Raw genomic sequence first — 26,391 nt, 5'->3', positions numbered from 1 at the left:
CCCGCACAAGGCGGGTTTGGTATTACGCGGCTTGCAGTTGCCGATCCATCGAGGCGATGCACTCACGCATCTGCTCGCGACACTGGGCGATCAGCTGCGGCATGTCGTCCAGGCTCAATCCTGCGGTCGGAATCGCTGGCAGCGAACGGATCAGAATTTTCCCACTGCGCCAGCGGTTCAATCGCATGTGCTTGACGTAAGTGCTGACACACACCGGCACGATCGGCACACCCGCGGCGATGGCCATCTGGAACGCGCCTTTCTTGAATGGCAGCAAATCCTCTCCAAGGTTGCGCGTGCCTTCCGGGAACACCCAGATCGACGTGTCCTTGTGCTGCAAAGTGTGTGTGGTGGTCAGCATCGAACGGCGCGCCTTGTGCGCGTTGCCACGGTCGATCAGCACATTGCCTGCCAGCCAGAACAACTGGCCGAACAGCGGCACCCACTTCAGGCTTTTCTTGCCGATGCACACGGTACGGTAGGGCACCACGTTGCCGAATACGAACAAGTCATAGTTGGACTGGTGATTGGCGACGATCACGCAGCTCTGCGGTTTGTCCATCAAGGGACCGACGTCCGTCTTGACCCGCAAACGCAGAATGCACATCGCCGGCCAGGCATATAAACGTGCACAAAGTCGGCTGTTGTCCGGATTGAATGGCCGGCACAGCCCAAGAATCACGCCCAGTACACCGGCCAGAATAAAGTGCAGGCCCATCAACGACATACGTAACACAAACAGCATTTTGCAGGCCCCACCGGGACAAAAGGTGGCGCAGTGTACGGATGTGCACTGTTTTCGGCAATTATCCCGGTAGAGGTAGGAGATAGGCGATGTTTAAGTAAAAGTTTCCGACTGCTTGGTCAGATGTGTTCTAGAGCGGCTGTAGGTCTTTTCTGATCACTGTTGTAGGAGCGAGCTTGCTCGCGATGAACGCGAGATCACCGCTGCGTTTCAGGCGTCTCGCGTTCGTAGGGGCATGGCCAGGGTATTTAAACCAAATGCTCCTGATCCATGATGATCGCGTTATCCAGCGTATCCAGCAGCGCCTTGCGCACTTTCAACTTGGTGTTTTTGTGCGCGCTCATGTTGATCTTCTTCAGTTGGCGCGCCGCCGCCAACGCGGTTTCCTGCAGCGCTTCGGGCGCGACCACGACATCGAGGAATCCGGCATCCACCGCGCTTTGCGGGTTGAACATCTCACCATTGATCACCGAACGGTGGAACGCCGACTTGCGCAGGCGATCACGGGCCAGCTCGATACCCGCGTGGTGCATGGTCATGCCGATCTGCACTTCGTTCAAACCGATGCTGAATGGACCGTCGACACCAATGCGGTAATCGGCCGACAACAACAGAAACGCCCCCTTGGCGACCGCGTGCCCAGGGCAGGCAACAATCACCGGGAACGGATGCGACAGCAGGCGCCGGGCCAGGGTCGAACCTGCGGTCACCAGCGACACGGCTTCTTTCGGCCCGGCGGTCATCACCTTCAAGTCGTACCCGCCCGACAGAATGCCCGGCGTGCCAGTAATGATCACCACCGCGCGATCAGTCACAGCCTGATCCAGCGCCGCATTGAATGCGGCAATCACGTCCGGGGAAATGGCATTGACCTTGCCGTTGCTCAAGGTCAGAGTCGCGATACCGTCTTCGAGGTGGTAGGAAATCAACTCACTCATGACGCTATTCCTTGTATGAAAGTTGAGGCAGACGTTACCCACCACCGTAAGCGAGGTAAAGCGCCGTGACTGACTCGCCAGTCACCGTTTTCAGCGGCCAGGCCCCGATGCAGCACGTCCACCGCGCATTGCCTTGCACAACGAAGCGGGAAGCCCAGCCGAAGATTGGCAGGTTTGCCATGCCCCAAAGCACGCGGAACGTCTAAATCGCTAACCGCATGAAAATTCTGCAAAAAAAAATTGCCATCGGAAATGCTTTCGACTACATTAGCGCGCCTCGACAGACAGAACATGTTTGAAGAGATACGGTGAAGTGTCCGAGTGGCTTAAGGAGCACGCCTGGAAAGTGTGTATACAAGAAATTGTATCGAGAGTTCGAATCTCTCCTTCACCGCCAAATTCGATGTAAACAGAACCCCTGATTTCGAAAGAAGTCAGGGGTTTTGTGTTTTCTTGGGGCTGATTTTTGAAGGGGCGTACCTGATCGTATTGATGTAGGACCTTCTGATAATGACGTAGGGCTTTTAACGTGTGTGTGGGACGTAAGGCTCCAACCCCTTGTTGTCAGAGGCTATTTCGGTAAACGGTGTAAAGTCAGCGGATCTGCGGAGGGCTGTTCATGCAGGGCTTTTAGCGTCCAGAATGGTTCAGCGGATGGTGTTGATGACGCCGCCCTTCATAATCCCGGAATGGACGCAGGTACGTTATGCAGGAATTCACCCCCAAACAGGCAGAGCTGGAGAAGGTTCACGTGGAAATCGTCAAGCTGATTGCGGAGCAACGAAAGTTGAACGCTGAGGCCGGCAAGATGACCTGTGAAGTTTTCTGGTATCCGGTGACTGTCGCCATCGGTCTGATCGGCACGGTGGCCACCGTCACGACGTTGCTGCTCAAAGTCCTCTAGTTTTGCTGCCTGCCCTTCAACCAGGGCCATGAATAGGAAATTCCATGATCACCACCACGACCCACGCCATCGAAGGCCGACAAATCACGGCTTACCTGGACGTTGTCAGCGCCGAGTCGGTACAGGGGGTCAACGTTATCCGGGATATGTTCGCCGGGATGCGCGACTTCTTTGGGGGGCGCTCTCAGACATTGGAGCGGGCGCTGAAGGAAGCTCGGATTCAGGCCACCGACGAGATCAAGGAGCGGGCCCGGGCACTTCAGGCCGATGCGGTGGTAGGGCTTGATTTCGAGATCAGCATGCCAGCCGGGAAGGGCGGGATGGTGGTGGTTTTTGTGACCGGGACAGCCGTCAAGCTGCGTTGACCGAATCAGGACAACACAGGCGCCAGAGCGCTCCATTCGTCGGGCATCGTGCCTCTGAATCACAAGTCCACTAATGACCGGCTAGTCTCAAATGCTTGGCGGTCGATAGGTTTCAGGCAATAGGGCTTGCCGATGTCGACCCCACTTTTGAAAGGGGTGCTGAAATGGCTGATCCATATATCGAAGACGATGGTGCTGAGTTTCCAATCAACAACTGCGTGCAGTGCGGCCAGACCGAGTACATGGTGGGCTTCGGTGATGAAGAGGTCAGGCTCGACAAGATGAAGACCACGGTGCGCCTGGGCCCGAAAGCGAAATTCATGCCCAGGGTAGCGGCACCGGCCAAGAGGGAGCAGGTCGTTCACGGACCCCGCCATTGAGCGATTTTTGCCGCGTTTAGAGGAGTGTTTATCGACGTATTTCTGCGTCCGGTTTTTCACAAAGTTTTCACACTGCCTTTCGTAGGCTCAACTCATCCGTTAGAAAGCAACACCTGGCCCGTCTCCCCAGCGGGCTTTTTTTTGCCTGCCATAAAACCTTTTCCTTAAACGCTGTCCAACCGTCGCCAAAGGCGAGGTTGCGTTCGTGCGTCTGGACATTCTCGCCGCTAAAGCATTCAATCTCGACCCTTTTTGATTTCCACCCTATTTTGAGGTTCTTGTCATGCGTTTAACTCTGCCAGCTCTGGTTCTGGGGCTTCTGGTCGCTCAAGGTGCGATGGCTGCTGGCGACGGCACTGCCGCGCTGGGTGGTGGTCTGGGCGGCGCGCTGGGTAACGTGGTCGGCCAAAGCATGGGCGGCAGCACCGGCGCAGCGATTGGTGCAGGTGTTGCGGGCGCCGCAGGCAGTGCCGTGGCCGCGCGCAAGGGCAGCCGCACCAAGGCTGCGATCGGCGGCGGCGTAGGTGCTGCCGGCGGCTCGGTGATCGGCAATAGCCTGGGCGGCAAGACCGGCTCCACCATCGGTGCGGGTTTGGGCGGCGCAATCGGCGGCGGCGTAGGCAGCAACCTGGGCAAGGGGCACAAGCGCCACTGATTCTGATCGCTCAAGAAAGCCCGGCTCGATGCCGGGCTTTTTCGTTCGTGCAGGTTGGAACGTTTGGCGCCAGGCTACCTCTCAACTGGTACACACCTGAATTGATGCGAGGTTTGGTCATGACGCCCAAGACGCAAGGCAAGGAAGAGAAAGGTCCCAGCGGACTGCCTTTTATCAATGATCCGGGCAATGAAGATCCGGGGTCGTTGATGGATGATGCAACAGTCCCACTGATGGATGAGGATGACGACGAAGACACGCCGGAATATCCACTGCCTTCGCCCACCGATTCGCTGAAACGAGATCAGCGGCCGCCGGATGATGAGGATGAGCGCGGCGACAAACAATAAATCGCTTCACAGGCATTAATCGTTGGTGGCCTCTGTATCGAGCCAGCGTTCGAAAAATTGCTTCTGGAGATCGGGATTGTTCGTGAGATTTTTATCCTCGTAATCGAAAATATTCACGACATCACGTCTGGTTGCGTTTCGGCCCAGGGTCAGTTCGTAGGCTTTTACACCCTGTGTCATTTGTGACGACATGCTGGACGGATGGACATTGATTTTGGCGCCCTTGCATAAAAAGGTGACGTCTTGATGCTCTTTTCTTATCTGCCCCAGACACTGGTAAAAATCGTTACCTGCGTAAGACTGGCTATACCCATTGCCCATGACAAAGGTAATAGTCGTATTGTCCGAGTCACAGAGTAAGTCGGCTTGCTGGCGCTCGCCCTGTTTGATAATCGCTATCTCAACACGGTCCATTGCTATTTCCTGTTGGGGTTCAAGATAGTAGTGCCCGTGGCTTGGCCGTTCGCTTCAATGGAGGTTACTCCGAGAATATCCTCTTTCTTGACGCCCCCTTGGATGGCTACTTCTCGTTCACTGGAAAATTTATAACGCTTACCCAACTCTTTGACCAGATCTCGCCCCGGAATAGGCCGAAGGGTATACAAGAAACCTTTTCGCATTCTGAATCTCGTTGCGAAATCAATCCCCACTTCTCGATCCGGGGTGGTACTTACGAAGTTACTTGGAGGATTGCTGCTGTCGTTCGAGTGAAGCAGCAAGTCATTGCTGGTACCTCTGGGCTTGAATCCTGTCTGAAAAATCTCATCCGGATCGCGCGGATCTCCACGGTATAGGTATTTTTCTTCGGGGTAGAGCGGGAGCATGACTTCCGCGTCTACGACGCTTACCCCTTCCGTTGGGTCCTCAGCCTCTGGTGTTGTTGAACACCTTCGCCTACCCGGACACCCATTCAACCCCAACGGATCCACCCACCCCGTCGGGCTCCGCGTATACCGATACTGATTCAGCCCGCCAGCCAACCTGCTCGGATCCGGTGTCAGGTACCGTCCGGTATCGGGCTGGTAATACCGGTGCCGGTTGTAATGCAGCCCGGTTTCAGCGTCGAAGTACTGGCCCTGGAAGCGCAGTGGCTGGTCGAGAACCTCATGGGTGTCACGGGTGAGGCGGGTGAGGCGACCGTAGGCGGTGTAGCGGGCGGCCCAGATGATGTCGCCGCCGGAATCGGTAAGTTCCTGCGGGGTGCCCAGGTGGTCCAACTGGTAGTAAAACGGGCAAGTCTTGCCCGGTCCCTTGCCATTGAGCAGGGCCAGGGGGCGGAAACTGCCCGGTTCGTAAATATAACTGCGGTAGTGCTCGCGGCCGCTTTCGGCAACGAGGTGGTCGCCCTGCCAGAAAAACTTGGTCGTCTTGCCATCTACGGTTTTGCTGATACGTCGACCAAACGCATCGTAGCGGTATGTCGCCTGGCTGCCGTTGGCCAGGGTGGCGCCGATCAGCCGGTGCTGGCAGTCGTAGCGGTATTCGGTGACGAGCTTCTGACCTGCACCGCGACGTTCGCGAATGAGGTTGCCGAACGCGTCGTAGTCGTAATGCCGGTCTCCCTGCACCAGCAGGCGGTTGCCCTTTATCTTTGGTACGCCGGGACGGTCGTACATCATCAGGTTGCCAGCCGGGTCGCGGCCAAAGCGTTCCGGTTGCTGGTCACGAGCGTGACGTACCCCGATCAGACGATCGAGCGTGTCGTAGTCATAGCTGCGTTGGCCGTGGCGCGTGTCGCTGACCCGTTCGAGATTACCGGTGGCGGTGTAGGCATAATCTCGGCGATAAAGTAATTGCTGTTGCATTACAGCATGGGTTTTCAGGCGGCCCTGGTCGTCGAACTGGTACTCGCTGAGCAGCAAGCCCTGGCGGCGGGTCTGCTCATGACCGGCGAAAAATGTGTGCGTTGTCAGTCGCACGCCATTGAGGTCAATGGCTGTAAGCGTGCCGCCACGGGCGTGGTGATAGTCGAGCTTGCTGCCGTCCGGCAGGCGCAGTTGGTTGAGTTGTCCACAGGCATCGTAGCCATAACGTAACGTGCCCCAACCCTGGTGTTCGGTGACCAGCCGATCCTGTGGGTCATATTCGAATTCCAGCGGGTGGTCCTGACCATCATCGACGCTGACCAGCCGCCCGACGCTGTCGTAGCGGTATTGGACCTTGGCGCCATCTGGCAGCGTCTTGACCAGCAGGCGCCCGATCGAGTCGCGCTGGTAGGCGGTGATCAGCTTCGAGTCGTCGTCACCGAACTCGGTTTTCTCCAACAGATGCCCATTGAGGTCGTAGGCATACTTTGTACGCCGACCGTCGAATGCGATTTCCTGACGGATCAGCCCGCCGGACGTGTGGTCCAGGCGATATTTTTCGCCGGATTCGTTTTCGATTTCCGTCAGCAGCAGGCGCGCGTTGTCGAAGCGATATCGCACCTGCGAGCCATCAGGATTGATCCGCAGGCTGGCCAGGTGCAGGTCGTCGAGGTATTCGTAGCGAGTGACGCGGCCCAGCTCATTGCGTTCGGCGATGACCTTGCCATAGGCGTTGTAGCGGAAGGCGCGGCTAGTGCCTGTGGCCGACGTCTTTTGCAGCAGTCGCCCCACGGCGTCCCACGTGTAGTGGGTAATGACGCCGTGCTGCCGGGTCGTGCACCGGCCTCGGACGTCGTAGGAAAAAATCCGTTGGCTACCATTTGGCAGCGTCTCTTCGGTCAGTTGTCCCAGGTCATTGCGGACGTAGACATGCCGGCTGTTATCCGGGTAGCAGGTCGAGAGCAGCCGGCCTTTGTCATCGAAGTAATGGCGAGTGACTTGCCCATCGGGGTCGGTCGCCTCGATAACGTCACCCTGGGCATTGCGCAGATACGTCCACTGCGCCTTGCCGCGGCATTTCGAGTGCAGGAAGCCGTTGCGATGCTCGTAGGATGTTGGCTCGCCTTCGGGCGGAATCAGGGCCTTCAATCGCCCGTTTTCGTCGTAGATATATCGAGTAGTCGCGCCCAGTGGATTCTTTTCGGCGACCAGGCGGCCTTTGTCGTCATACGCCTTAAGGTGCTCTGCGCCGTTCGGTTCGAGGCGACGGATCAGTCGAGCCTGTTCATCATGCTGGTAAAGCGTTTTGCTGCCATCGACGCTTTTGACCTGCACACCACCGTTGTCATCCCAGACATAGTTCGTGTCCATTTGCATGAACGACGCCCAGTGCCGTACGCAACGCACGGCCTTGCCGGACCATTCCCACTCCCAGAAAAAACTCGCGCCACCGGCCAGTTGCCGCTGCAGGATGACGTGCTGATCGTCGTAGTCGTAGCGCTCGCTTTCACCGGCTGCATTGGTCGCCTCGATCAGCCGATGACAAGCGTCATAGCGGTAGAACACCAAGGTCTGCTCGGTGCGCCATGCATCCTCCGGCGTGGCGGCTGCCTGGTAGCTCTGGTACTCGACGGTGGCGAGGTGGCGTCGCTCATAACGCAAACACAGCGCCCGACCGGCACCGTTGTCGAGGCGCATGATCCTGTCGGATCGGTCGCGTTGGACCGTCAGACGATTGCCATAGGCATCGCTGATGGCGGTCAGGTGTCCCGCCCGGAAGTGGTAGAAACGGGTGGTCTCGCCCGCCTGGGAAATGACCAGCTCTTCGGGCTCATCCCCCAGATAAATCGCTGCCCGCGCCAGGCTGTTGTGAATGGCGGGGCGTGCGCTGGTGGCCAATGGAAAACGCGTGCGGCGGTTTTCGTGATCTATCCAGATGACGGTGTCGCCCTCGATTTCCAGCCGATGCGACAAGGAATGACTCCAGCCGAATCCCAGGCCGCTGTCCGTTTCGACCGCACTGGTGCGATAAACGCGGATGAACTCGAAAGGCAAAAGCCCATTCAGCGCGCCATCGCTCAAGATCAGCAGCCCTTCGCCAGTGACCATCGACACCGGGCAGCCATTGGTCGCGGTTTGGTCCGCCGAGTCGACATTCTCGCCATTGGGGTTTTTGGCTGGAGAAGGGGCGTCGTCGCGATGTTCCTGGCGGCTCAACCGGGTCCACGCTACTGACCTGGTGCGTGCGAGAGCCAGCGGATCACTGACTTGCGCAACGGCAGCCTCGGCGGTCGTGATCTGTAGAGCAGCAGCGGGGGCCGCTTTGAGTTGTGCAGGACGGGCAGCGACCATCAACGGTTTGAGTGCGCCGGCATGCCGGGCCAGATTGGATTGGGTGCCCAGCCCGGCCAGTCGCGAACTCGCTGCGGCCAGCCAGCGGCGGGCCTGCTCGGACTTGATCGTGGCCAATACCCGGGGGCTGATGCCGACGTTCAGTCCGGCGGGCCCCGTGAGGCGTGCCAGCAGGAAACCGATCAGTACCGGCGTGCGAACCTGCGCCACGACTTCAGCGACGTACTGCGGCGGCAACAGGCGCAGCCAAGTGGCGAAGGCCGCTAGATGGATGAACATCAGCGGCTCGTCGCTCAGCAGCAACAGCAGGTTGGCAATGGCTTCGGGCGAAGCGCCGAAGAGCGTTTCAAGTTCAGCTGCCGTCAGGTACTCGAGGAGCTTTTCGCGGTTGCCCTGCAGGTCTGCGATCAAGGTGAAGACTTGCTTCACGTCATCCCACAAACCATGCAACGCGTTGTCGAACCCTTGCCAATCGGCTTGTTGCAGCACGCCGTAGCGCTCGGTGAATGCCGCGTCGGAAAATCCAGCCCACAATTCCTGGAACTCGGTCGCCCACTCCTGGCGCAACCAGGTTTCCAGTTCATCGATTTCACGTTGATAGGACGCGTAGAGCGTCTTGACGTGCTCGCTGGAAACGTTGGGGAAGAACGTGATGCGACAGCGCTGGCCGTCGATCGGCTCGCCGAAGGTCGCCACGCCATGGTCTTCGGCCAGGATGGGTTCGAGCCCCCGCTCGATGTCCAACGCCCAGCCGCTCCAGAAATTTTCCGCCCAGGCGTTGTAATCGTTGAGACAAAGACGAAAGTCCGCGATCAGTGGTTCGACGTCCGGTTGCGCGGGGTCCATGGCGGCGACCGCGAGCAGGCCGATGGCGTTGTTCAAGGCCAGGACCTTGTCTGGTTTGGACATTCGCAGTGCCTCGCGCGGATCGAATTTCGGATCGCGAGACTTTGCTGGGGATCAGCAGGGAAAGAAGTCGGGAAAGTAGGCGATTTGTGTAGGGAAAATCGCTAATTCGCGGCCAGCGTCTTCATCCATCATTTTCCGGTGCGGGGAGATTGTCCGTTGATCTTTGTCGACCGCGCTCGCTATGCTGCTGAAACCTTTAATCCAATCCGCGATCCGGCCGCGTCCGGCTCGGTCGGGATGTCGTTAAAAACGGATCAGATGCGATGAATGCACCGCTGAAAGAGTTCCGCCCGATCAAAGCCGTGATTTTCGACATGGACGGCTTGCTGCTGGACACCGAGGGTATCTACACCGAAGTCACCTCGATCATTGCCGGGCGCTACGGTCGCACGTTCGACTGGAGCGTCAAGCAGAACATCATTGGCAGGGGCGCGGGGGATCTGGCGCGGTATGTGGTCCAGGCGCTGGATTTGCCGATCACCGCCGAGGAGTTCCTGGAGATCCGCGAGCCTTTGATGCGCGAACGGTTCCCGACGGCCCAGGCCATGCCCGGTGCCCAGGAACTGGTCCGGCACCTCAAGGCCAATAACGTCCCGATTGCCGTGGGCACCAGCTCGTCGCGTCAGTCGTTCGGCCAGAAAACCACCTTGCACCGCGACTGGTTCGGGCTGTTTGACTTCATCGTGACGGCGGATGACCCGGAAGTCGGTGCGGCCAAACCGGCGCCGGACATTTTTCTCACTGCTGCACGGCGCCTGGGCGTTGCGCCCGAGGACTGCCTTGTGTTCGAGGATTCGCCGTTCGGTGTCACGGCGGCGAAGGTGGCGGGCATGACGGCGATTGCGATCCCCGATGCCGCGATGGCTGACGAAAAATACGCACACGCCGATGGCATTATTCGTACGCTCAAGGCGTTCATGCCCAGTGATTACGGACTACCCGTACTGTAGGAGCGAGCATGTCGAGGCGTCGAACCGTCGCTCCTGCAAAGGGTTGACAGGTCAGGCGCCAAAACCACCATCGATCGTCAGGCTCGCCCCGGTGATGTAACCGGCTTCAGGGCCGGCCAGGTAGGCGACGAAGCTGGCGATTTCTTCGGCGTGTCCGTAACGACCCACGGCCATCAACGGTATCAGGCTTTCGGCGAAGTCGCCGCTGGCCGGGTTCATGTCGGTGTCGACCGGGCCCGGTTGCACATTGTTGATGGTAATGCCGCGTGGGCCGAGGTCACGGGAGAGGCCTTTGGTCAGACCGACCAGCGCCGCCTTGCTCATGGCGTACGGGCCACCACCGGCGAAGGGCATGCGATCGGCGTTGGTGCTGCCGATGTTGATCACGCGACCGCCTTCGGTCATGTGTTGGGCGGCGGCCTGGGTGGCGACGAATACGCTGCGCACGTTGATCGCCAGCGTCTGGTCGAAGTCCTCCAGTTTGAACTCTTCCAGAGGGGCCACGGCCAGCACGCCCGCGTTGTTGACCAGGATATCCAGGCGACCAAAGGTTTGGACGGTGGTGCTGACCGCGTTGCGAATCGCCTCGGCATCGCCGCTGTCGGCCTTGATGGCCAACGCCCTGCCGCCGCTTGCGGTGATGCTGTTTTGCAGCCCTTCGGCTTTGGCTGTGGAACTGACGTAGGTGAAGGCGACGGTCGCGCCTTCAGCGGCCAGGCGCTTGACGATGGCGGCGCCGATACCGCGGGACCCGCCCTGGATCAAAGCCACCTTGCCGCTGAGGTTCTGAGTAGTCATGTCGATCTCCAAGTCCCGAGGCGAAATGTCTCGGCTGATGGAGCGTAGTATCGATGGCGGATAACGGGCTGAGTAGCCGTTGATTTCGGCGTGCTGTTTCAACTGGAAGTTGAAAGTGGTCTACCCCCCTGTAGGAGCAAGCTCGCTCCTACAGGGGAAAACTCACGCCTTCGATTTGCTGATGATGTTCCCGGCATGCAGCCCGCATTCTTTCTGCGTGGCTTCTTCCCACCACCAGCGACCTTCACGTTCGTGCTGGTTCGGCAGTACCGGCCGGGTGCAGGGTTCGCAGCCAATGCTGATGAATCCGCGCTCATGCAGGCTGTTGTAGGGCAGTTCGAGCATGCGGATGTAACCCCAGATTTCTTCGCTGGTCATTTGTGCCAGCGGGTTGAACTTGTACAGCGTGCGTTCCGGGGTGGAGAACGCGGTGTCGATTTCCATCACTGCCACTGCGCTGCGGGTGCCGGGGCTCTGGTCCCGACGTTGGCCGGTTGCCCATGCCTTGACGCCGGACAGCTTGCGACGCAGCGGTTCGATTTTGCGGATGCCGCAGCACTCGCCATGGCCATCCTTGTAAAAGCTGAACAGGCCTTTTTCCTTCACGAAGGGTTCAAGTTTCGTGTAGTCCGGCGAGACCAGCTCGATGTCGATCTTGTAGTGCTCACGCACCTGGTCGATGAAACGATAGGTTTCAGGGTGCAGCCGGCCAGTGTCGAGGCTGAACACCTTCACGTTCTTGTTCAGTTTCCAGGCCATGTCCACCAGCACCACGTCTTCGGCGCCGCTGAAAGATATCCACAGGTCATCGCCGAATTCGGCGAAGGCGAGTTTCAGGATGTCCTGGGCGGATTTATTGGCATAAGTCGTGGCGAGTTCCACGACGTCGAACGTTGGGCTCATCAGGGCGGCTTCCTACAGGTCGGTGGCGCTGGGCGCTCTATATGGAGCTGATGGTAACAAAATCCTGCCGTGGCTGGCGCGGCCTGTGCGTTGCGCCGCTCCCTGTGAGCGGATAGAGTTCGGCGGGCTTTTTGCTCGCGCGGCTCAATAATCAATACAAATGGGGTGTCTTGTGGAAATTGCCTGTCTGGATCTTGAAGGTGTGCTGGTCCCGGAAATCTGGATCGCCTTTGCCGAAAAAACCGGGATTCAATCCCTCAGAGCCACCACCCGGGACATTCCCGACTACGACGTGTTGATGAAGCAGCGCCTGCGGATTCTCGACGAGCACGGCCTGAAACTGGCCGACATCCAGGAGGTGATCGCCACGCTCAAGCCGTTGGACGGCGCCGTCGAGTTCGTCAACTGGCTGCGCGAGCGCTTTCAGGTGGTGATCCTCTCGGACACCTTCTACGAATTCTCCCAACCGCTGATGCGCCAGCTGGGATTCCCCACGCTGCTCTGCCATCGTCTGATCACCGACGAAACCGGGCGGGTGACGAGCTATCAGTTGCGTCAGAAAGATCCCAAGCGCCAGTCAGTCCTGGCTTTCAAGAGCCTTTACTATCGGGTAATCGCAGCCGGGGATTCCTACAACGACACCACGATGCTGGGGGAGGCGGATGCGGGGATTTTGTTCCATGCGCCGGAGAATGTGATCCGCGAATTCCCGCAATTCCCGGCGGTGCACAGCTTCGAAGACCTCAAGCAGGAGTTCATCAAGGCGTCCAACCGCACGCTATCCCTGTAAACCGACCCCTGTAGGAGCGAGCATGCTCGCGATGGACGTATTAACACCACCGGGTGTCAGGTGCCCAGCGGTGTGACCACCACCATCGCGACGGTTCGACGACTCGACATGCTCGCTCCTACAGGTTCAGGTTCAGAGACCCTGCAGGGTGTCGAGTAGCACCTTCACCTTGGTGATCGATTCCTGGTACTCGGCCTGCCACTGCGAATCGGCAACGATCCCGCCGCCACCCCAGCAGCACACCTGTCCGTCCTTGACCAACAGACTGCGAATGGCGATGGAGCTGTCCATCTCGCCGCGCACGTCCAGGTACAGCAGCGAGCCGCAATACAAGCCGCGTCGCGTCGGCTCCAGCTCGTCGATGATCTGCATGGCGCGAATCTTCGGTGCTCCGGTGATCGACCCGCCCGGGAAGCTGCCGGTGATCAGGTCCAGAGCGTCACGACCATCCGCCAGCTCCCCGGTCACGCTGCTCACCAGGTGATGCACATTCGGATAACTTTCCAGGCTGAACAGCTCCGGCACGCGTACCGAGCCGACGCGGCATGTGCGGCCCAGGTCGTTGCGTAGCAGGTCGACGATCATCAGGTTTTCCGCCCGATCCTTGGGGCTGGCCAGCAGTTCGGCGGCGTTCGCGGCATCTTCGTCGGCATTCAGGCTACGAGGACGGGTGCCCTTGATCGGGCGGGTTTCGACGTGGCGCTCGCTGAGCTTGATGAAGCGCTCTGGCGACAGGCTGAGCACCGCGCCACCGTCGGGCAGGCTCTGGAAACCGGAAAACGGGGTAGGGCAGGCTGCCCGCAGCGCGCAGTAAGCGGCCCACGGTTCACCCGCGCATTCGGCGCGAAAGCGCTGTGCGAAATTGACTTGATAGCAATCGCCCGCCTGGATGTATTGTTGGATGCGCTCCAGTGCCTGGCGATAGTCGTCTGCGCTGAGATCGGGCTGCATGGGCGCGTTGAGCTTGAACGCCTCGACCGGATCAGCCAGCGGCTGGCTGAACAGCGCGATCAGGCGCTGGCGTTCGCTGTCGGCCAGTGTCGGATGGAACACCAGCTGGCTGGTCTCGCGCTGGTGGTCGCTGATCAGTGCCCAGTCGTACAAGCCAAAACGTGCATCGGGCAGGTGCAGGTCATCGTGTGCCTGGCTCGGCAGGTGCTCCAGATGCCGACCGAAGTCGTAGCTCAGGTAGCCGATCAGGCCGCCTGCGAAGGGCAGGTCAAACGGGACGCTGGCTTCGCCCAGTCGTTGCAGATGAAGGCGCAGGCGTTGCAGGAAATCGCTGCCGCTGTCGTCGGGCGCGACCGTCAGTTGCTCCAGCGGCCAGGCGCTGAGCAGGTCGAAGCGTCCTCGCTCGGCACTGGGGCGGCCGCTGTCGAGCAGCACGGCGCCGGGGGCATGGCGAATCGCCGCGAAATACTCGGCGGGGTTGGCGCGATAGGGCAGCGGGTGTACGGAGCAGGTCAGCATGGACGGAGCTTAACCTTCGACCGGTGGAATATGCCCGAACATTTCCTGGACGAACGCCATGCGCTCCTCGACGGTCTCCGTCACACCACGGGCTTTCAGCTCCTCCAGCCGAGCCTCGACCGCATGGGTGCGCAATGTCAGGCCGCAGTCGTTGGCGATCTGGATGTTCAGCCCTGGCCGGGCATTGAGCTCCAGGATCAGCGGGCCTTTTTCCTGGTCCAGCACCATGTCGACACCGATGTAACCCAACCCGCACAGCTCGTAGCAGCCCGCTGCGAGCTTCATGAATCCATCCCAGTAGGGCAGTTGCACGCCGTCGACCGCGTTGGTGGTGTCCGGGTGCTTGGTGATGATGTTGTTGAGCCAGGTACCGCGCAGGGTCAGGCCGGTGGCGAGGTCGACGCCGACGCCGATGGCACCCTGGTGCAGGTTGGCCTTGCCGCCTGACTGGCGGGTCGGCAAGCGCAACATCGCCATGACCGGGTAGCCCATCAGCACGATGATGCGGATGTCCGGTACGCCTTCGTAGCTGATGCTCTTGAAGATCTGGTCGGGCGTCACCCGGTACTCGATCAGCGCCCGGTCCCGGTGCCCGCCCAATGAATACAGACCGGTAAGGATGCTCGAGACATGGTGCTCGATTTCCTCATGGCTGATGATCTTGCCGGACACCGTGCGATAGCGGCCCTCGAACCGGTCGGCGATCACGATGATGCCGTCACCGCCCGCGCCTTGGGCCGGTTTGATCACGAAGTCGCTGCGCCCGCCGATGATCTCGTCGAGGTTATCGATTTCTTTCTCTGTGGAGATGATGCCGTACAGTTCCGGCACATGAATGCCGGCGGCGATCGCACGTTCCTTGGTGAGGATCTTGTCGTCCACAATCGGGTACAGGCTGCGCTTGTTGTACTTGAGCACGTAGTCTGCGTTGCGTCGATTGATCCCCATGATGCCCCGGGCTTCCAGGGCTTTCCAGGTCTTCCAGAAACCGAACATCAGGCGTCAGCCTTCTTCAGGAACGCCTTGAAGCGCACCAGTTCGGTGAGGCGGTAGCCGCGATAGCGACCCATGGCCAGCATGAAGCCCACCAGGATCAACAGGACGGCCGGGAAGGTGAACACGAAGTACACCAGCTCTGGCACGCTCATGATCAGGTGCGCCAGGGAGGCGGCGAACAGGGTGCCAATGGCCACCTTCATCGCATGGCCGGAGCCGCGTTCTTCCCAGGTGATCGACAGGCGTTCGATGGTCATGGTCAGGATTACCATCGGGAACAGCGCCACGGACAAGCCGCGCTCCAGGCCGAGTTTATGGCTGAACAGGCTGATCGCCGCGATCAGCACCACCACGAAGGTCAGCACCACCGACAGCCTCGGCAGCATTTGCAACTTCAAGTGCTCAAGGTAGGAGCGCAGCGACAGCCCCAACGCGGTGATCACGGTGAACAGCACGATACCGAAGCCCAACTGGGTTTCGCGGAAGGCCAGGGCGATCAGCACCGGGGTGAAGGTGCCCAGGGTCTGCAGGCCGATCAGGTTGCGCAGGATCAGGATCACCAGCACGCCGATCGGGATCATCACCATGATCATGAACGTCTGCTGGGTTTGCAGCGGCAGGCCGTACAGCGAGTATTCGAGGAAGTTGGCGTCGGTGTTTTCGTCGGTCAGCTTGGCCAGGCGAATGGCGTTCATTTCGCTGTTGTTCAAGCTGAAGGTCACGTTGGCTTTCTTGCCGCCGTCGACGGTGATCAGGTTCTCGTCACCGGTCCACCACAGCAGGCGATCGGTGGGCAGGCCCTGCTCGCCGGTTTCCGGGTTGAAGTACAACCAGTCGGTGCCGTTGAAGCTGCGCAACCACAATTCCGGTGTTTGTGGCTGGTCGGCCACCAGACGGATGGTGTGGACCTTTTCCACCGGCACGTGGGCGATGGACAGCACCAGTTCGACGATCCTGGCCTTGTGCCCGCTGGACGGATCGCCCGCCAGCAACAGTTTCACGTTGTCGTCGTTGAGATTGTTGACACGCTTGATCGCCTCGCCAATGAATGTCTCGACGTCGGCCGAGTGTTGGCGAATCGGTGCGAGCAGCGCCTCGGCAGCAATTTTCTCAGGGCCTTCTACCACGATGCTGTCGCGAAAGGTCGGGCCTTTGATCTTGGTTTTTTCGGCGCTGTAGCGCTTGGTCAGCACCAGGCGGTAATACAGGGTCTGATTGCCCTTGGCCCGACGTGCAGACCAGGTCACCTTGCGGTTGCCATCGACGCGGTTCACCGCCACGCCGTAGTTATTGGAGATGAAGCTTTCATTGAGGCTGACGTAATCGCGGCTCAGTGGCGGCACGAACATCTGGATCTTGACCGGGTCCTTGGCGTTGGCGACGAACTCGACCTTGGCGTCGATGTTCCACAAGTCGTCGGTGGCGTCCTCGGTGACGGGAATGCCGAGCACGAAGATCTGGTAGGCCGTGACCGAAATGCCGAGTACCACCAGGATGGCGATCAGCATTTTCAGATGGAGGGTAAGAGCGCGCATTGGAATTACTCTGCGGTATGTACGTCGGTGGCGCAGGCGGGTTTGCCAGCGGCGTATTTAAGACTGGGGTCGACCAGTGCATCGAAGCGTTTGAGTGCTTCGGAGCCAATCAAAAGTGGGTATTGGAACGCACTTCGGTCGGTCAAGTTCACTTCGATACTGCGCAAGGCCGAACCCATGCAGATATCCAGCTCGATCACAGGACGGGCGGTGTATTTCTTGCCCTCCTCGGGATCATAGTCGCCGGCACGTCGTTTGATCTTGCTGACCCGGGCCAGCGGCCGTTCGATCGGATGCGAATGCGCAGTGTCGATGGCCAGATAGAAGCGCACCCAGGATTCGCCATTGCGTTTGAAGCGCTTGATGTCGCGGGCACTGAGGGAGGCGGTTTTTGCCCCGGTATCGAGTTTGGCCGCAACTTCCAGATTGATGCCGTCCAGCGAGGCGTACTCGTTGAGGCCGTACACGGTTTTTTCCCCTGCCGCGGCGACACCGGGCAGGCAGAGCAGATAAAGAAAGGTCGGGAAGGGCTTGAGTCTCATAAATCCTGGTGCACAGCGGTCCGTGTTTCGATTCGAGGCCCTGGCATCGCTGCGCGAGCTCCTTCGTATGCCTATCAACTGACGATAAGTGCAAATGCCATCGACAAATGCGGGCGGCATTCTAGCACGGTGCTCCTGTGGCGCCACCGCCGAGAGATGGCTATAAACAGAAGGGCTGCTTCGTTCTGGTGCAGACGGTTATTAGACGATTGTCGACAATTCCTATTTATCCTTTGACTGTTACGCCTTGATTCGCTACTTTTTGGCGCATCAGCTTTCAAGGTGTCGACAATATGCTGGATCAACTCGATCCCCCCGTCATTGCTCAGGACGATTCGGAAACACTTTCCGAGAACGTCTTCCGGCGTATCCAGGCGGCCATCGTCAAGGGCGAGATCGCCCCGGGCAGCAAGATCTCCGAGCCGGAGCTTGCGCGTACCTATGGCATCAGCCGCGGCCCATTGCGCGAAGCAATCCACCGTCTGGAAGGCCAGCGCCTGCTCGTCCGTGTACCGCACGTCGGTGCGCGGGTGGTGTCGTTGAATCACGCCGAGCTGGTTGAACTCTACGAGATCCGCGAGTCCCTCGAAGGCATGGCCTGTCGCCTGGCCGCCGAGCGCATGACCGTGGAAGAAATCGACGAGCTGCGTCAGGTCCTGGAGACCCATGAACGCGATGCCGCGTTCCAGGCGGGGGTCGGTTACTACCAGCAGGAAGGCGATTTCGACTTCCATTACCGGATTATCCAGGGCAGCGGCAACCGCACCCTCACGCAAATGCTCTGCGGCGAGCTGTATCAATTGGTGCGCATGTACCGCATCCAGTTTTCCACCACGCCCAATCGCCCGCACCAGGCCTTTGCCGAACACCACCGAATTCTCGATGCCATCGCCGACCGTGACGGTGAGCTGGCCGAGTTGTTGATGCGTCGTCACATCGGCGCTTCCAAACGCAACATCGCCCGTCATTACCAGGACGGCGCCAACCCGACAGCCAAACGAGGTGAGTCATGAGTTCCAACAAGAGCACTCCAGGCCAGCGTTTCCGCGATGCGGTCGCCAGCGAGCATCCATTGCAAGTGGTCGGCGCGATCAACGCCAACCACGCACTATTGGCCAAGCGTGCCGGTTTCAAAGCCATTTACCTGTCCGGTGGCGGCGTCGCTGCCGGCTCCCTCGGTGTGCCGGACCTGGGCATCACCGGCCTGGATGACGTGCTGACCGACGTACGTCGTATCACCGACGTCTGCGATTTGCCGCTGCTGGTGGACGTGGACACCGGTTTCGGTTCCTCGGCGTTCAACGTCGCACGCACCGTCAAGTCGATGATCAAGTTCGGCGCGGCAGCGATTCACATCGAAGACCAGGTCGGCGCCAAGCGTTGCGGCCACCGCCCTAACAAGGAAATCGTTTCGCAGCAGGAAATGGTCGACCGCATCAAGGCCGCCGTCGATGCCCGTACCGACGACAGCTTTGTGATCATGGCCCGTACCGATGCCCTGGCGGTGGAAGGGTTGGAATCCGCCCTTGATCGCGCTGCCGCCTGCATCGAGGCCGGCGCCGACATGGTGTTCCCGGAAGCCATCACCGAGCTGGACATGTACAAGTTGTTTGCGAGCCGCGTGAAAGCGCCGATCCTGGCCAACATCACCGAATTCGGCGCGACCCCGCTGTACACCACCGAGCAACTCGCGGCGGCGCAAGTGTCACTGGTGCTGTACCCACTGTCGGCGTTCCGCGCCATGAACAAGGCGGCGGAAAACGTCTACACCGCCATTCGCCGTGACGGTACGCAACAGAACGTGATCGACACCATGCAGACCCGCATGGAGCTTTACGATCGCATCGATTACCACACCTTCGAGCAGAAGCTCGATGCGTTGTTTGCGTCCAAGAAGTAACGAGTACCCGTGACACTGCCTGAACCTGTAGGAGCGAGCATGCTCGCGATGGTAGACGCCACACCGCTGGGTATTAGATCCCCTGCGTGATCGTTGACGTCCATCGCGAGCATGCTCGCTCCTACAGGGGGTAAGAAATATCTCTGACAAATTCAAGAAAACTGGAGACAGCAATGGCCGAAGCAAAAGTACTCAGTGGCGCCGGGCTCCGTGGCCAGGTGGCCGGGCAGACTGCATTGTCCACCGTGGGTCAATCGGGCGCAGGCCTGACGTATCGCGGTTATGACGTTCGCGACCTGGCGGCTGACGCACAGTTCGAGGAAGTCGCTTACCTGCTGCTGTACGGCGAACTGCCGAGCAAGGCGCAACTGGCGGCCTACATCACCAAGCTGAGCAAGCTGCGCGACCTGCCGCAAGCGCTCAAGGAAGTGCTCGAACGCATCCCGGCCGATGCCCATCCGATGGACGTGATGCGCACCGGTTGCTCGTTCCTGGGCAATATCGAGCCTGAAAACGACTTCTCCGAGCAGCGCGACAAGACCGATCGCCTGTTGGCCGCTTTCCCGGCGATCATGACCTATTGGTATCGCTTCAGCCACGAAGGCAAACGCATCGATTGCGTGAGCGACGAGCCGTCCATTGGCGGTCACTTCTTGCACCTGTTGCATGGCAAGAAGCCAAGCGAGTTGCACGTGAAGGTGATGAACGTTTCGCTGATCCTCTACGCAGAGCACGAGTTCAACGCCTCGACGTTCACCGCGCGCGTCTGTGCGTCGACCCTGTCCGACCTGTTCTCCTGCATCACGGCAGCCATCGGCTCGCTGCGCGGCCCTTTGCACGGCGGCGCGAATGAAGCGGCGATGGAAATGATCGAGCGTTTCTCATCGCCGGAGGAGGCGATCCAGGGCACCCTCGGCATGCTCGAGCGCAAGGACAAGATCATGGGGTTCGGTCACGCGATCTATAAAGACAACGATCCGCGTAACGAAGTGATCAAGGGCTGGTCGAAAAAACTCGCAGACGAAGTGGGCGACAAGGTGCTGTTCCCGGTTTCCGAAGCCATCGACAAGACCATGTGGGAACAGAAAAAACTGTTCCCCAACGCCGACTTCTACCATGCCTCGGCGTACCACTTCATGGGCATTCCGACCAAGTTGTTCACACCGATTTTCGTCTGCTCGCGCCTGACCGGCTGGGCCGCCCACGTGTACGAACAACGCGCCAACAACCGCATCATCCGCCCAAGTGCCGAATACACCGGCGTTGAACAGCGCAAGTTCGTGCCAATCGAACAACGCTGAATGGTGGGGGCTGGAACTGAACACGCCCCCCCTGTAGGAGCGAGCTTGCTCGCGATAGCGGTTGACCTGACACACCGCAATCGCGAGCAAACTCGCTCCTACAGGGGATCGGCGCAACGCCCCGCCTTTTGTATTTACCGTGACCGAGTCCCGACTGATGAACACAGAATTCCGTAAACAACTGCCCGGCAGCAACCTGGATTACTTCGATGTCCGCGCCGCGGTCGAGGCCATTGCGCCAGGCGCCTACGACACGCTGCCGTACACCTCCCGCGTGCTGGCGGAAAACCTGGTGCGTCGCTGCGACCCGGCCACGCTGACCGAATCCCTCAAGCAATTCATCGAGCGCAAGCGCGACCTCGATTTCCCATGGTTCCCGGCTCGCGTGGTGTGCCACGACATTCTCGGCCAGACCGCTCTGGTGGACCTCGCCGGCCTGCGTGACGCCATCGCCCAGCAGGGCGGTGACCCGGCGCAGGTGAACCCGGTGGTGCCGACGCAATTGATCGTCGACCACTCCCTGGCCGTCGAACGTGGCGGTTTCGATCCCGAGGCGTTCGAGAAGAACCGCGCCATCGAAGACCGTCGCAACGAAGACCGTTTCCACTTCATCAACTGGACCAAGAAGGCGTTCAAAAACGTCGACGTGATTCCACCGGGCAACGGCATCATGCATCAGATCAACCTGGAGAAAATGTCTCCGGTGATCCAGGTGCGCGATGGTGTAGCGTTCCCCGACACTTGCGTCGGCACCGACAGCCACACCCCGCACGTGGATGCGCTGGGCGTGATCGCCATCGGCGTCGGTGGCCTTGAAGCGGAAAGCGTGATGCTCGGCCGCGCGTCCTGGATGCGTCTACCGGAAAGCGTAGGCGTCGAGTTGACCGGCAAGCTGCAACCCGGCATTACCGCCACCGACATGGTGCTGGCGCTGACCGAGTTCCTGCGCAAGCAGAAGGTCGTGGGCGCATGGCTGGAGTTCTTTGGCGAAGGCGCGGCTGCGCTGACCCTCGGCGACCGCGCAACCATCTCCAACATGGCCCCGGAATATGGCGCCACCGCAGCGATGTTCTACATCGACCAACAGACCATCGACTACCTCAAACTCACCGGCCGTGAAGACGAGCAGGTGCAGTTGGTCGAAAACTATGCCAAGCAGATCGGCCTGTGGGCCGATAGCCTCAAGGGCGCGCAGTACGAGCGTGGCTTGACGTTCGATTTGTCTTCGGTCGTGCGCAACATGGCTGGCCCGAGTAACCCGCACGCTCGCGTGGCCGTCTCGGACCTGGCAGCCAAGGGCATTTCCGGCCAGTGGGAAGACGTTCCGGGCCAGATGCCGGACGGCGCCGTGATCATCGCCGCGATCACCAGTTGCACCAACACCAGCAACCCACGCAACGTGATCGCTGCGGGCCTGCTGGCGCGCAACGCCAACAAGCTCGGCCTGACCCGCAAACCCTGGGTCAAGACGTCCCTGGCCCCCGGCTCGAAAACCGTGGCGCTGTACCTGGATGAAGCCGGCCTGACCGATGAACTGGAACAGCTCGGTTTTGGGGTGGTGGCGTTCGCCTGCACCACCTGCAACGGCATGTCCGGTGCACTTGACCCTGTCATCCAGCAGGAAATCATCGACCGCGACCTGTATGCCACCGCCGTATTGTCGGGTAACCGTAACTTCGACGGGCGAATTCACCCGTACGCCAAGCAGGCGTTCCTGGCTTCGCCGCCGCTGGTGGTCGCCTATGCCATCGCCGGGACCATCCGTTTCGACATCGAAAAAGACGTGCTGGGCCTGGATGCCGATGGCAAAGAGATCCGCCTGAAGGACATCTGGCCAAGCGACGCAGAAATCGAAGCAGTGGTTAAGGCTTCCGTGAAGCCCGAGCAGTTCCGCCAGGTCTACATCCCGATGTTCGCCATCCACGAAGACACCGGCCCCAAAGTCACGCCGCTGTACGACTGGCGCGAGATGAGCACCTACATTCGCCGTCCGCCGTACTGGGAAGGCGCCCTGGCCGGGGCGCGTCCGCTCAAGGGCATGCGCCCGCTGGCGGTCCTGCCGGACAACATCACCACCGACCACCTGTCGCCGTCCAACGCCATCATGATGGACAGCGCCGCCGGCGAATACCTGGCGAAAATGGGCCTGCCGGAAGAGGATTTCAACTCCTACGCGACGCATCGCGGGGACCACCTGACCGCGCAACGCGCAACCTTCGCCAACCCGAAACTGTTCAACGAAATGGTCAAGGAAGACGGCAAGGTCAAGCAGGGCTCGCTGGCCCGCGTCGAGCCGGAAGGTCAGGTGATGCGCATGTGGGAAGCCATCGAGACCTACATGGATCGCAAGCAGCCGCTGATCATCATCGCCGGCGCTGACTACGGCCAGGGCTCGTCCCGCGACTGGGCGGCCAAGGGCGTGCGTTTGGCCGGTGTCGAAGCGATTGCCGCCGAAGGTTTCGAGCGCATCCACCGCACCAACCTGGTGGGCATGGGCGTGTTGCCACTGGAATTCAAGCCGGGCACCAATCGCAACACCCTGGCCATCGACGGGACCGAAGTCTATGACGTGATCGGCGAGCGCACCCCGCGGGCCGACCTGACGCTGGTGATCCATCGCAAGAACGGTGAGCGCGTCGAGGTGCCGGTGACCTGCCGCCTCGATACCGCTGAAGAGGTATCGATCTACGAAGCCGGCGGCGTGTTGCAACGCTTCGCCCAGGACTTCCTCGAAGAATCGGCAGTCGCTGTTTAAAACTCGGTGTGCAGACAGGGGGATTTCAAATCCCCCTGTTTGCTTCAAGTTCAGGAGTAAGGAACACCATGGCTGACGCAGCTGTTTTTCCGAAGCAAATCAAGATTCCGGCCACCTACATGCGTGGTGGCACCAGCAAGGGCGTGTTTTTCAGCCTGCAGGATTTGCCTGAGGCCGCGCAGGTTCCAGGTCCAGCCCGAGACGCCCTGTTGCTTCGGGTCATCGGCAGCCCCGACCCGTATGACAAGCAGATCGACGGCATGGGCGGTGCAACCTCCAGCACCAGCAAAACGGTGATCCTGTCCAAAAGCATCAAGGCCGATCACGATGTCGACTACCTGTTCGGCCAAGTGTCCATCGACAAGCCCTTCGTCGACTGGAGCGGTAACTGCGGCAACTTGACGGCGGCAGTTGGATCGTTCGCCATCAGCAACGGCCTGGTGGATGCCAGCCGCATTCCGCACAACGGCGTGGCGGTGGTGCGCGTGTGGCAGGCCAACATCGGCAAGACCATCATCGCCCACGTACCGATCACCAACGGCGAGGTGCAGGAAACCGGCGATTTTGAACTCGATGGGGTGACCTTCCCCGCAGCGGAAGTGCAGGTCGAATTTCTCGACCCGGCGGCGGAAGAAGAGGGCGGGGGCGGTTCGATGTTCCCTACCGGCAACCTCGTCGATGACCTGGAAGTGCCGGGCGTTGGCACCTTCAAGGCGACCCTGATCAACGCGGGCATTCCGACGATTTTCGTTAACGCGGCAGACATTGGCTACACCGGTACCGAGTTGCAAGGCGCGATCAACGGGGACCCGAAAGCGTTGCAGATGTTCGAGACCATTCGTGCTTATGGCGCTTTGCGCATGGGCCTGATCGCCAACGTTGACGAGGCGGCCAAGCGTCAACACACACCGAAGGTGGCGTTTGTCGCCAAGCCTGCGGACTACGTGGCTTCCAGCGGCAAGGCAATTGCGGCCGGTGACGTCGATCTGCTCGTGCGGGCACTGTCCATGGGCAAGCTGCACCACGCGATGATGGGCACCGCTGCGGTGGCCATTGGTACGGCGGCGGCGATTTCCGGGACCCTGGTCAACCTCGCGGCGGGCGGCATCGAACGCAACGCAGTGCGCTTCGGCCATCCGTCCGGCACCTTGCGGGTGGGCGCCGAGGCGAGTCAGGTCAACGGTGAGTGGATCGTGAAAAAAGCCATCATGAGCCGCAGTGCGCGGGTATTGATGGAAGGGTTTGTACGGGTGCCGGGGGATTGTTTCTAGCAGACATTGAACAACTGTGGGAGCGGGCTTGCCCGCGATGGCGGTGTGTCAATAACAGAAACTTCGACTGACACACCCAATCGCGAGCAAGTCGAATCGTCGCACCGCCGCTCCCACAGTTTTTGACCGAGTTTCATATTAGAAAAATGATTCAACCCACCGCGATCAACCCGAACCGAGGTCCCATCAACGAACCACTTCACGAGTGAATCGAACATGAGCGCCAACGTTGACCTGAACAATCGCCCGGACTATGACCAGGTCCTGCAGGACATTGCCGATTACGTCCTCAATTTCCAGATCCAGTCTGCCCAGGCCCTGGACACCGCCCGCAACTGCCTGATGGATACCCTGGGCTGTGGCCTGCTGGCGCTGCGTTTTCCCGAATGCACCAAGCACCTGGGGCCGCTGGTCGAAGGCACGGTGGTGCCACACGGCGCACGCGTGCCCGGCACGTCGTTCCGGCTCGATCCGGTCAAGGCGGCGTGGGACATCGGTTGCATCGTGCGTTGGCTCGACTACAACGACACCTGGCTCGCCGCCGAATGGGGCCATCCGTCAGATAATCTCGGTGGCATTCTTGCGGTGGCCGACCACCTGTCGCAAAAACGCCTGGCCAACGGCGAAACGCCACTGACCGTTCGCACCGTGCTCGAAGCGATGATCATGGCCCACGAAATCCAGGGTGTACTCGCGCTGGAGAATTCCTTCAATCGTGTAGGTCTTGACCACGTCATTCTGGTCAAGGTCGCCTCGACGGCCGTCACCGCCAAACTGATGGGCGCCAATCGCGAGCAGTTGTTGTCCGCGCTGTCCCATGCCTTTGCCGACGGTCAAGCCCTGCGCACCTATCGACATGCGCCCAATGCCGGTTCGCGTAAGTCGTGGGCGGCGGGCGATGCGTCCAGCCGGGGCGTGCGCCTGGCGGACATCGCGATGCGTGGCGAGATGGGTATTCCCGGTGTGCTGAGTGCCCGGCAGTGGGGCTTCTACGACGTGCTGTTCAGTCATACCAACAACGATTTGGCGCTCAAGCCCGGGGACAGGCGCGAATTCAGCCTGTCCCGGCCATACGGCAGCTACGTGATGGAAAACGTACTGTTCAAGATCAGCTTCCCTGCAGAGTTCCACGCGCAAACCGCCTGCGAAGCCGCCGTTATCTTGCACCCACAGGTGCGCAATTGCCTTCACGAGATCGACAGGATCGTCATTACCACCCACGAATCGGCGATTCGCATCATTTCCAAGGTCGGCCCGCTGGCCAATGCGGCGGATCGCGATCACTGCCTCCAGTACATGACCGCCGTGCCACTGGCTTTCGGCAATCTGGTGGCCGAGCAGTACGAGGACGATTTCCACAAGGCACACCCGATCATCGACGTGCTGCGCGAGAAAATGGTCATCGTCGAAGAACCGCGTTTCACGCGTGAATACCTGGAAGCGGACAAGCGTTCCATTGCCAACGCGGTGCAGGTGTTTTTCAAGGACGGTTCCAGCACCGAAAACGTGGTGGTGGAATACCCGATTGGCCATCGCCGTCGGCGTGCCGAGGGCATTCCCCTGCTGGAGGACAAGTTCAGGGCGAACCTGGCGACACGGTTTGCCGGGCAGCGCTGCGAGGAAATTTTTGCGTTGTGCAAGGACCAGGAGCGGCTTGAGATGACGCCGGTCAATCGGTTTGTGGATTTGTTTGTTATCTAGGGGACGGCGTTATCGTTCGATCGCGAGCAAGCTCGCTCCTGCAGGGAACGTGTGAACACCGAAGATCCCTGCAGGA

Annotated in this window: 23 protein-coding genes and 1 tRNA gene; 14 read left to right on the top strand and 10 right to left on the bottom strand. The window is 59.9% G+C overall.

Annotation, left to right across the window (positions count from 1 at the left end):
- Window positions 1-22 precede the first annotated feature (22 nt).
- Window positions 23-745, bottom strand: coding sequence for a 1-acylglycerol-3-phosphate O-acyltransferase (locus AB4N64_RS16600; RefSeq protein WP_460116990.1), 723 nt, complete (start codon window positions 743-745; stop codon window positions 23-25).
- Window positions 746-993: 248 nt separating this feature from the next.
- On the bottom strand, window positions 994-1,683 hold the full coding sequence (locus tag AB4N64_RS16595; protein ID WP_460116989.1) for a crotonase/enoyl-CoA hydratase family protein: 690 nt from the start codon (window positions 1,681-1,683) through the stop codon (window positions 994-996).
- 307 nt (window positions 1,684-1,990) lie between these two features.
- Here AB4N64_RS16595 and AB4N64_RS16590 point away from each other — a divergent pair.
- The 6 genes from AB4N64_RS16590 to AB4N64_RS16565 all read left to right on the top strand — a co-directional run bounded on the left by AB4N64_RS16590 (window position 1,991) and on the right by AB4N64_RS16565 (window position 4,337).
- Window positions 1,991-2,080, top strand: a tRNA-Ser gene (locus AB4N64_RS16590).
- 309 nt (window positions 2,081-2,389) lie between these two features.
- Window positions 2,390-2,587, top strand: coding sequence for a hypothetical protein (locus AB4N64_RS16585; RefSeq protein ID WP_460116988.1), 198 nt, complete (start codon window positions 2,390-2,392; stop codon window positions 2,585-2,587).
- 44 nt (window positions 2,588-2,631) lie between these two features.
- Complete coding sequence (locus AB4N64_RS16580; RefSeq protein WP_460116987.1) at window positions 2,632-2,952, top strand: YbjQ family protein; 321 nt, start codon at window positions 2,632-2,634, stop codon at window positions 2,950-2,952.
- 164 nt (window positions 2,953-3,116) lie between these two features.
- Window positions 3,117-3,332, top strand: a complete 216-nt coding sequence (locus tag AB4N64_RS16575) for a hypothetical protein (protein ID WP_460116986.1) — start codon at window positions 3,117-3,119, stop codon at window positions 3,330-3,332.
- Between the two features lie 283 nt (window positions 3,333-3,615).
- Complete coding sequence (locus AB4N64_RS16570; RefSeq protein WP_192301938.1) at window positions 3,616-3,987, top strand: bacteriocin; 372 nt, start codon at window positions 3,616-3,618, stop codon at window positions 3,985-3,987.
- Window positions 3,988-4,106: 119 nt separating this feature from the next.
- Window positions 4,107-4,337: a hypothetical protein gene (locus AB4N64_RS16565; RefSeq protein WP_460116985.1), complete on the top strand. Its 231-nt coding sequence runs from the start codon at window positions 4,107-4,109 to the stop codon at window positions 4,335-4,337.
- A 15-nt stretch (window positions 4,338-4,352) separates the two neighbouring features.
- On the opposite strand, the gene AB4N64_RS16560 is transcribed toward AB4N64_RS16565, so the two are convergent.
- Window positions 4,353-4,751 carry a hypothetical protein gene (locus AB4N64_RS16560; RefSeq protein WP_460116984.1) on the bottom strand — a complete coding sequence of 133 codons (399 nt, stop codon included), beginning with the start codon at window positions 4,749-4,751 and terminating at the stop codon, window positions 4,353-4,355.
- 2 nt (window positions 4,752-4,753) lie between these two features.
- Complete coding sequence (locus AB4N64_RS16555) at window positions 4,754-9,403, bottom strand: RHS repeat-associated core domain-containing protein (protein ID WP_460116983.1); 4,650 nt, start codon at window positions 9,401-9,403, stop codon at window positions 4,754-4,756.
- Between the two features lie 263 nt (window positions 9,404-9,666).
- Here AB4N64_RS16555 and AB4N64_RS16550 point away from each other — a divergent pair, with 263 nt between their 5' ends.
- Window positions 9,667-10,353, top strand: coding sequence for an HAD-IA family hydrolase (locus AB4N64_RS16550; protein ID WP_460116982.1), 687 nt, complete (start codon window positions 9,667-9,669; stop codon window positions 10,351-10,353).
- 51 nt (window positions 10,354-10,404) lie between these two features.
- Here the strand turns inward: AB4N64_RS16550 and AB4N64_RS16545 are convergent, their stop codons facing one another.
- Both AB4N64_RS16545 and AB4N64_RS16540 read right to left on the bottom strand, forming a co-directional pair.
- Window positions 10,405-11,151, bottom strand: coding sequence for a 3-oxoacyl-ACP reductase family protein (locus tag AB4N64_RS16545; protein ID WP_460116981.1), 747 nt, complete (start codon window positions 11,149-11,151; stop codon window positions 10,405-10,407).
- 162 nt (window positions 11,152-11,313) lie between these two features.
- Complete coding sequence (locus AB4N64_RS16540; RefSeq protein WP_007971943.1) at window positions 11,314-12,054, bottom strand: phosphoadenylyl-sulfate reductase; 741 nt, start codon at window positions 12,052-12,054, stop codon at window positions 11,314-11,316.
- A gap of 172 nt (window positions 12,055-12,226) precedes the next feature.
- Between AB4N64_RS16540 and thrH the strand changes: the two genes are divergently transcribed.
- Window positions 12,227-12,844 (top strand): bifunctional phosphoserine phosphatase/homoserine phosphotransferase ThrH, encoded by a 618-nt coding sequence (thrH, locus tag AB4N64_RS16535; RefSeq protein ID WP_460116980.1) that lies wholly within the window; start codon window positions 12,227-12,229, stop codon window positions 12,842-12,844.
- A 132-nt stretch (window positions 12,845-12,976) separates the two neighbouring features.
- Here the strand turns inward: thrH and pabB are convergent, their stop codons facing one another.
- From pabB to rloA, 4 genes are read right to left on the bottom strand one after another with little or no spacing between them, the layout of a single operon-like run.
- A complete protein-coding gene (gene pabB / locus AB4N64_RS16530) occupies window positions 12,977-14,314 on the bottom strand; it encodes an aminodeoxychorismate synthase component I (protein ID WP_460116979.1) in 1,338 nt (445 codons plus the stop codon).
- Window positions 14,315-14,323: 9 nt separating this feature from the next.
- Complete coding sequence (locus tag AB4N64_RS16525; RefSeq protein ID WP_460116978.1) at window positions 14,324-15,310, bottom strand: alpha-L-glutamate ligase-like protein; 987 nt, start codon at window positions 15,308-15,310, stop codon at window positions 14,324-14,326.
- Window positions 15,310-16,845, bottom strand: coding sequence for an osmotic stress tolerance membrane protein RloB (gene rloB, locus AB4N64_RS16520; protein WP_460116977.1), 1,536 nt, complete (start codon window positions 16,843-16,845; stop codon window positions 15,310-15,312). Before rloB ends, AB4N64_RS16525 begins: the two co-directional genes overlap by 1 nt.
- A gap of 5 nt (window positions 16,846-16,850) precedes the next feature.
- Window positions 16,851-17,387 carry a retropepsin-like aspartic peptidase RloA gene (gene rloA / locus AB4N64_RS16515; RefSeq protein WP_460116976.1) on the bottom strand — a complete coding sequence of 179 codons (537 nt, stop codon included), beginning with the start codon at window positions 17,385-17,387 and terminating at the stop codon, window positions 16,851-16,853.
- Between the two features lie 296 nt (window positions 17,388-17,683).
- Between rloA and AB4N64_RS16510 the strand changes: the two genes are divergently transcribed.
- From AB4N64_RS16510 to prpD, 6 genes are all read left to right on the top strand, one after another.
- Window positions 17,684-18,400, top strand: a complete 717-nt coding sequence (locus AB4N64_RS16510; RefSeq protein WP_460126779.1) for a GntR family transcriptional regulator — start codon at window positions 17,684-17,686, stop codon at window positions 18,398-18,400.
- Window positions 18,397-19,287, top strand: a complete 891-nt coding sequence (gene prpB, locus AB4N64_RS16505) for a methylisocitrate lyase (protein WP_460116975.1) — start codon at window positions 18,397-18,399, stop codon at window positions 19,285-19,287. Before AB4N64_RS16510 ends, prpB begins: the two co-directional genes overlap by 4 nt.
- A 173-nt stretch (window positions 19,288-19,460) precedes the next feature.
- Complete coding sequence (gene prpC, locus AB4N64_RS16500) at window positions 19,461-20,588, top strand: bifunctional 2-methylcitrate synthase/citrate synthase (RefSeq protein WP_460116974.1); 1,128 nt, start codon at window positions 19,461-19,463, stop codon at window positions 20,586-20,588.
- A gap of 157 nt (window positions 20,589-20,745) precedes the next feature.
- Window positions 20,746-23,343 carry a Fe/S-dependent 2-methylisocitrate dehydratase AcnD gene (acnD, locus tag AB4N64_RS16495; RefSeq protein WP_460116973.1) on the top strand — a complete coding sequence of 866 codons (2,598 nt, stop codon included), beginning with the start codon at window positions 20,746-20,748 and terminating at the stop codon, window positions 23,341-23,343.
- A gap of 68 nt (window positions 23,344-23,411) precedes the next feature.
- Entirely contained in the window at window positions 23,412-24,614 is a 1,203-nt protein-coding gene (gene prpF / locus AB4N64_RS16490; RefSeq protein WP_460116972.1) for a 2-methylaconitate cis-trans isomerase PrpF, read from the top strand.
- A 216-nt stretch (window positions 24,615-24,830) separates the two neighbouring features.
- Window positions 24,831-26,315, top strand: a complete 1,485-nt coding sequence (prpD, locus tag AB4N64_RS16485; protein ID WP_460116971.1) for a 2-methylcitrate dehydratase — start codon at window positions 24,831-24,833, stop codon at window positions 26,313-26,315.
- Window positions 26,316-26,391 lie beyond the last annotated feature (76 nt).

Source organism: Pseudomonas sp. S2_C03 (assembly GCF_054668405.1).
The sequence above is the reverse complement of the archived record's forward strand: the minus strand, read 5'-3'. Positions and strand labels throughout refer to the sequence as shown.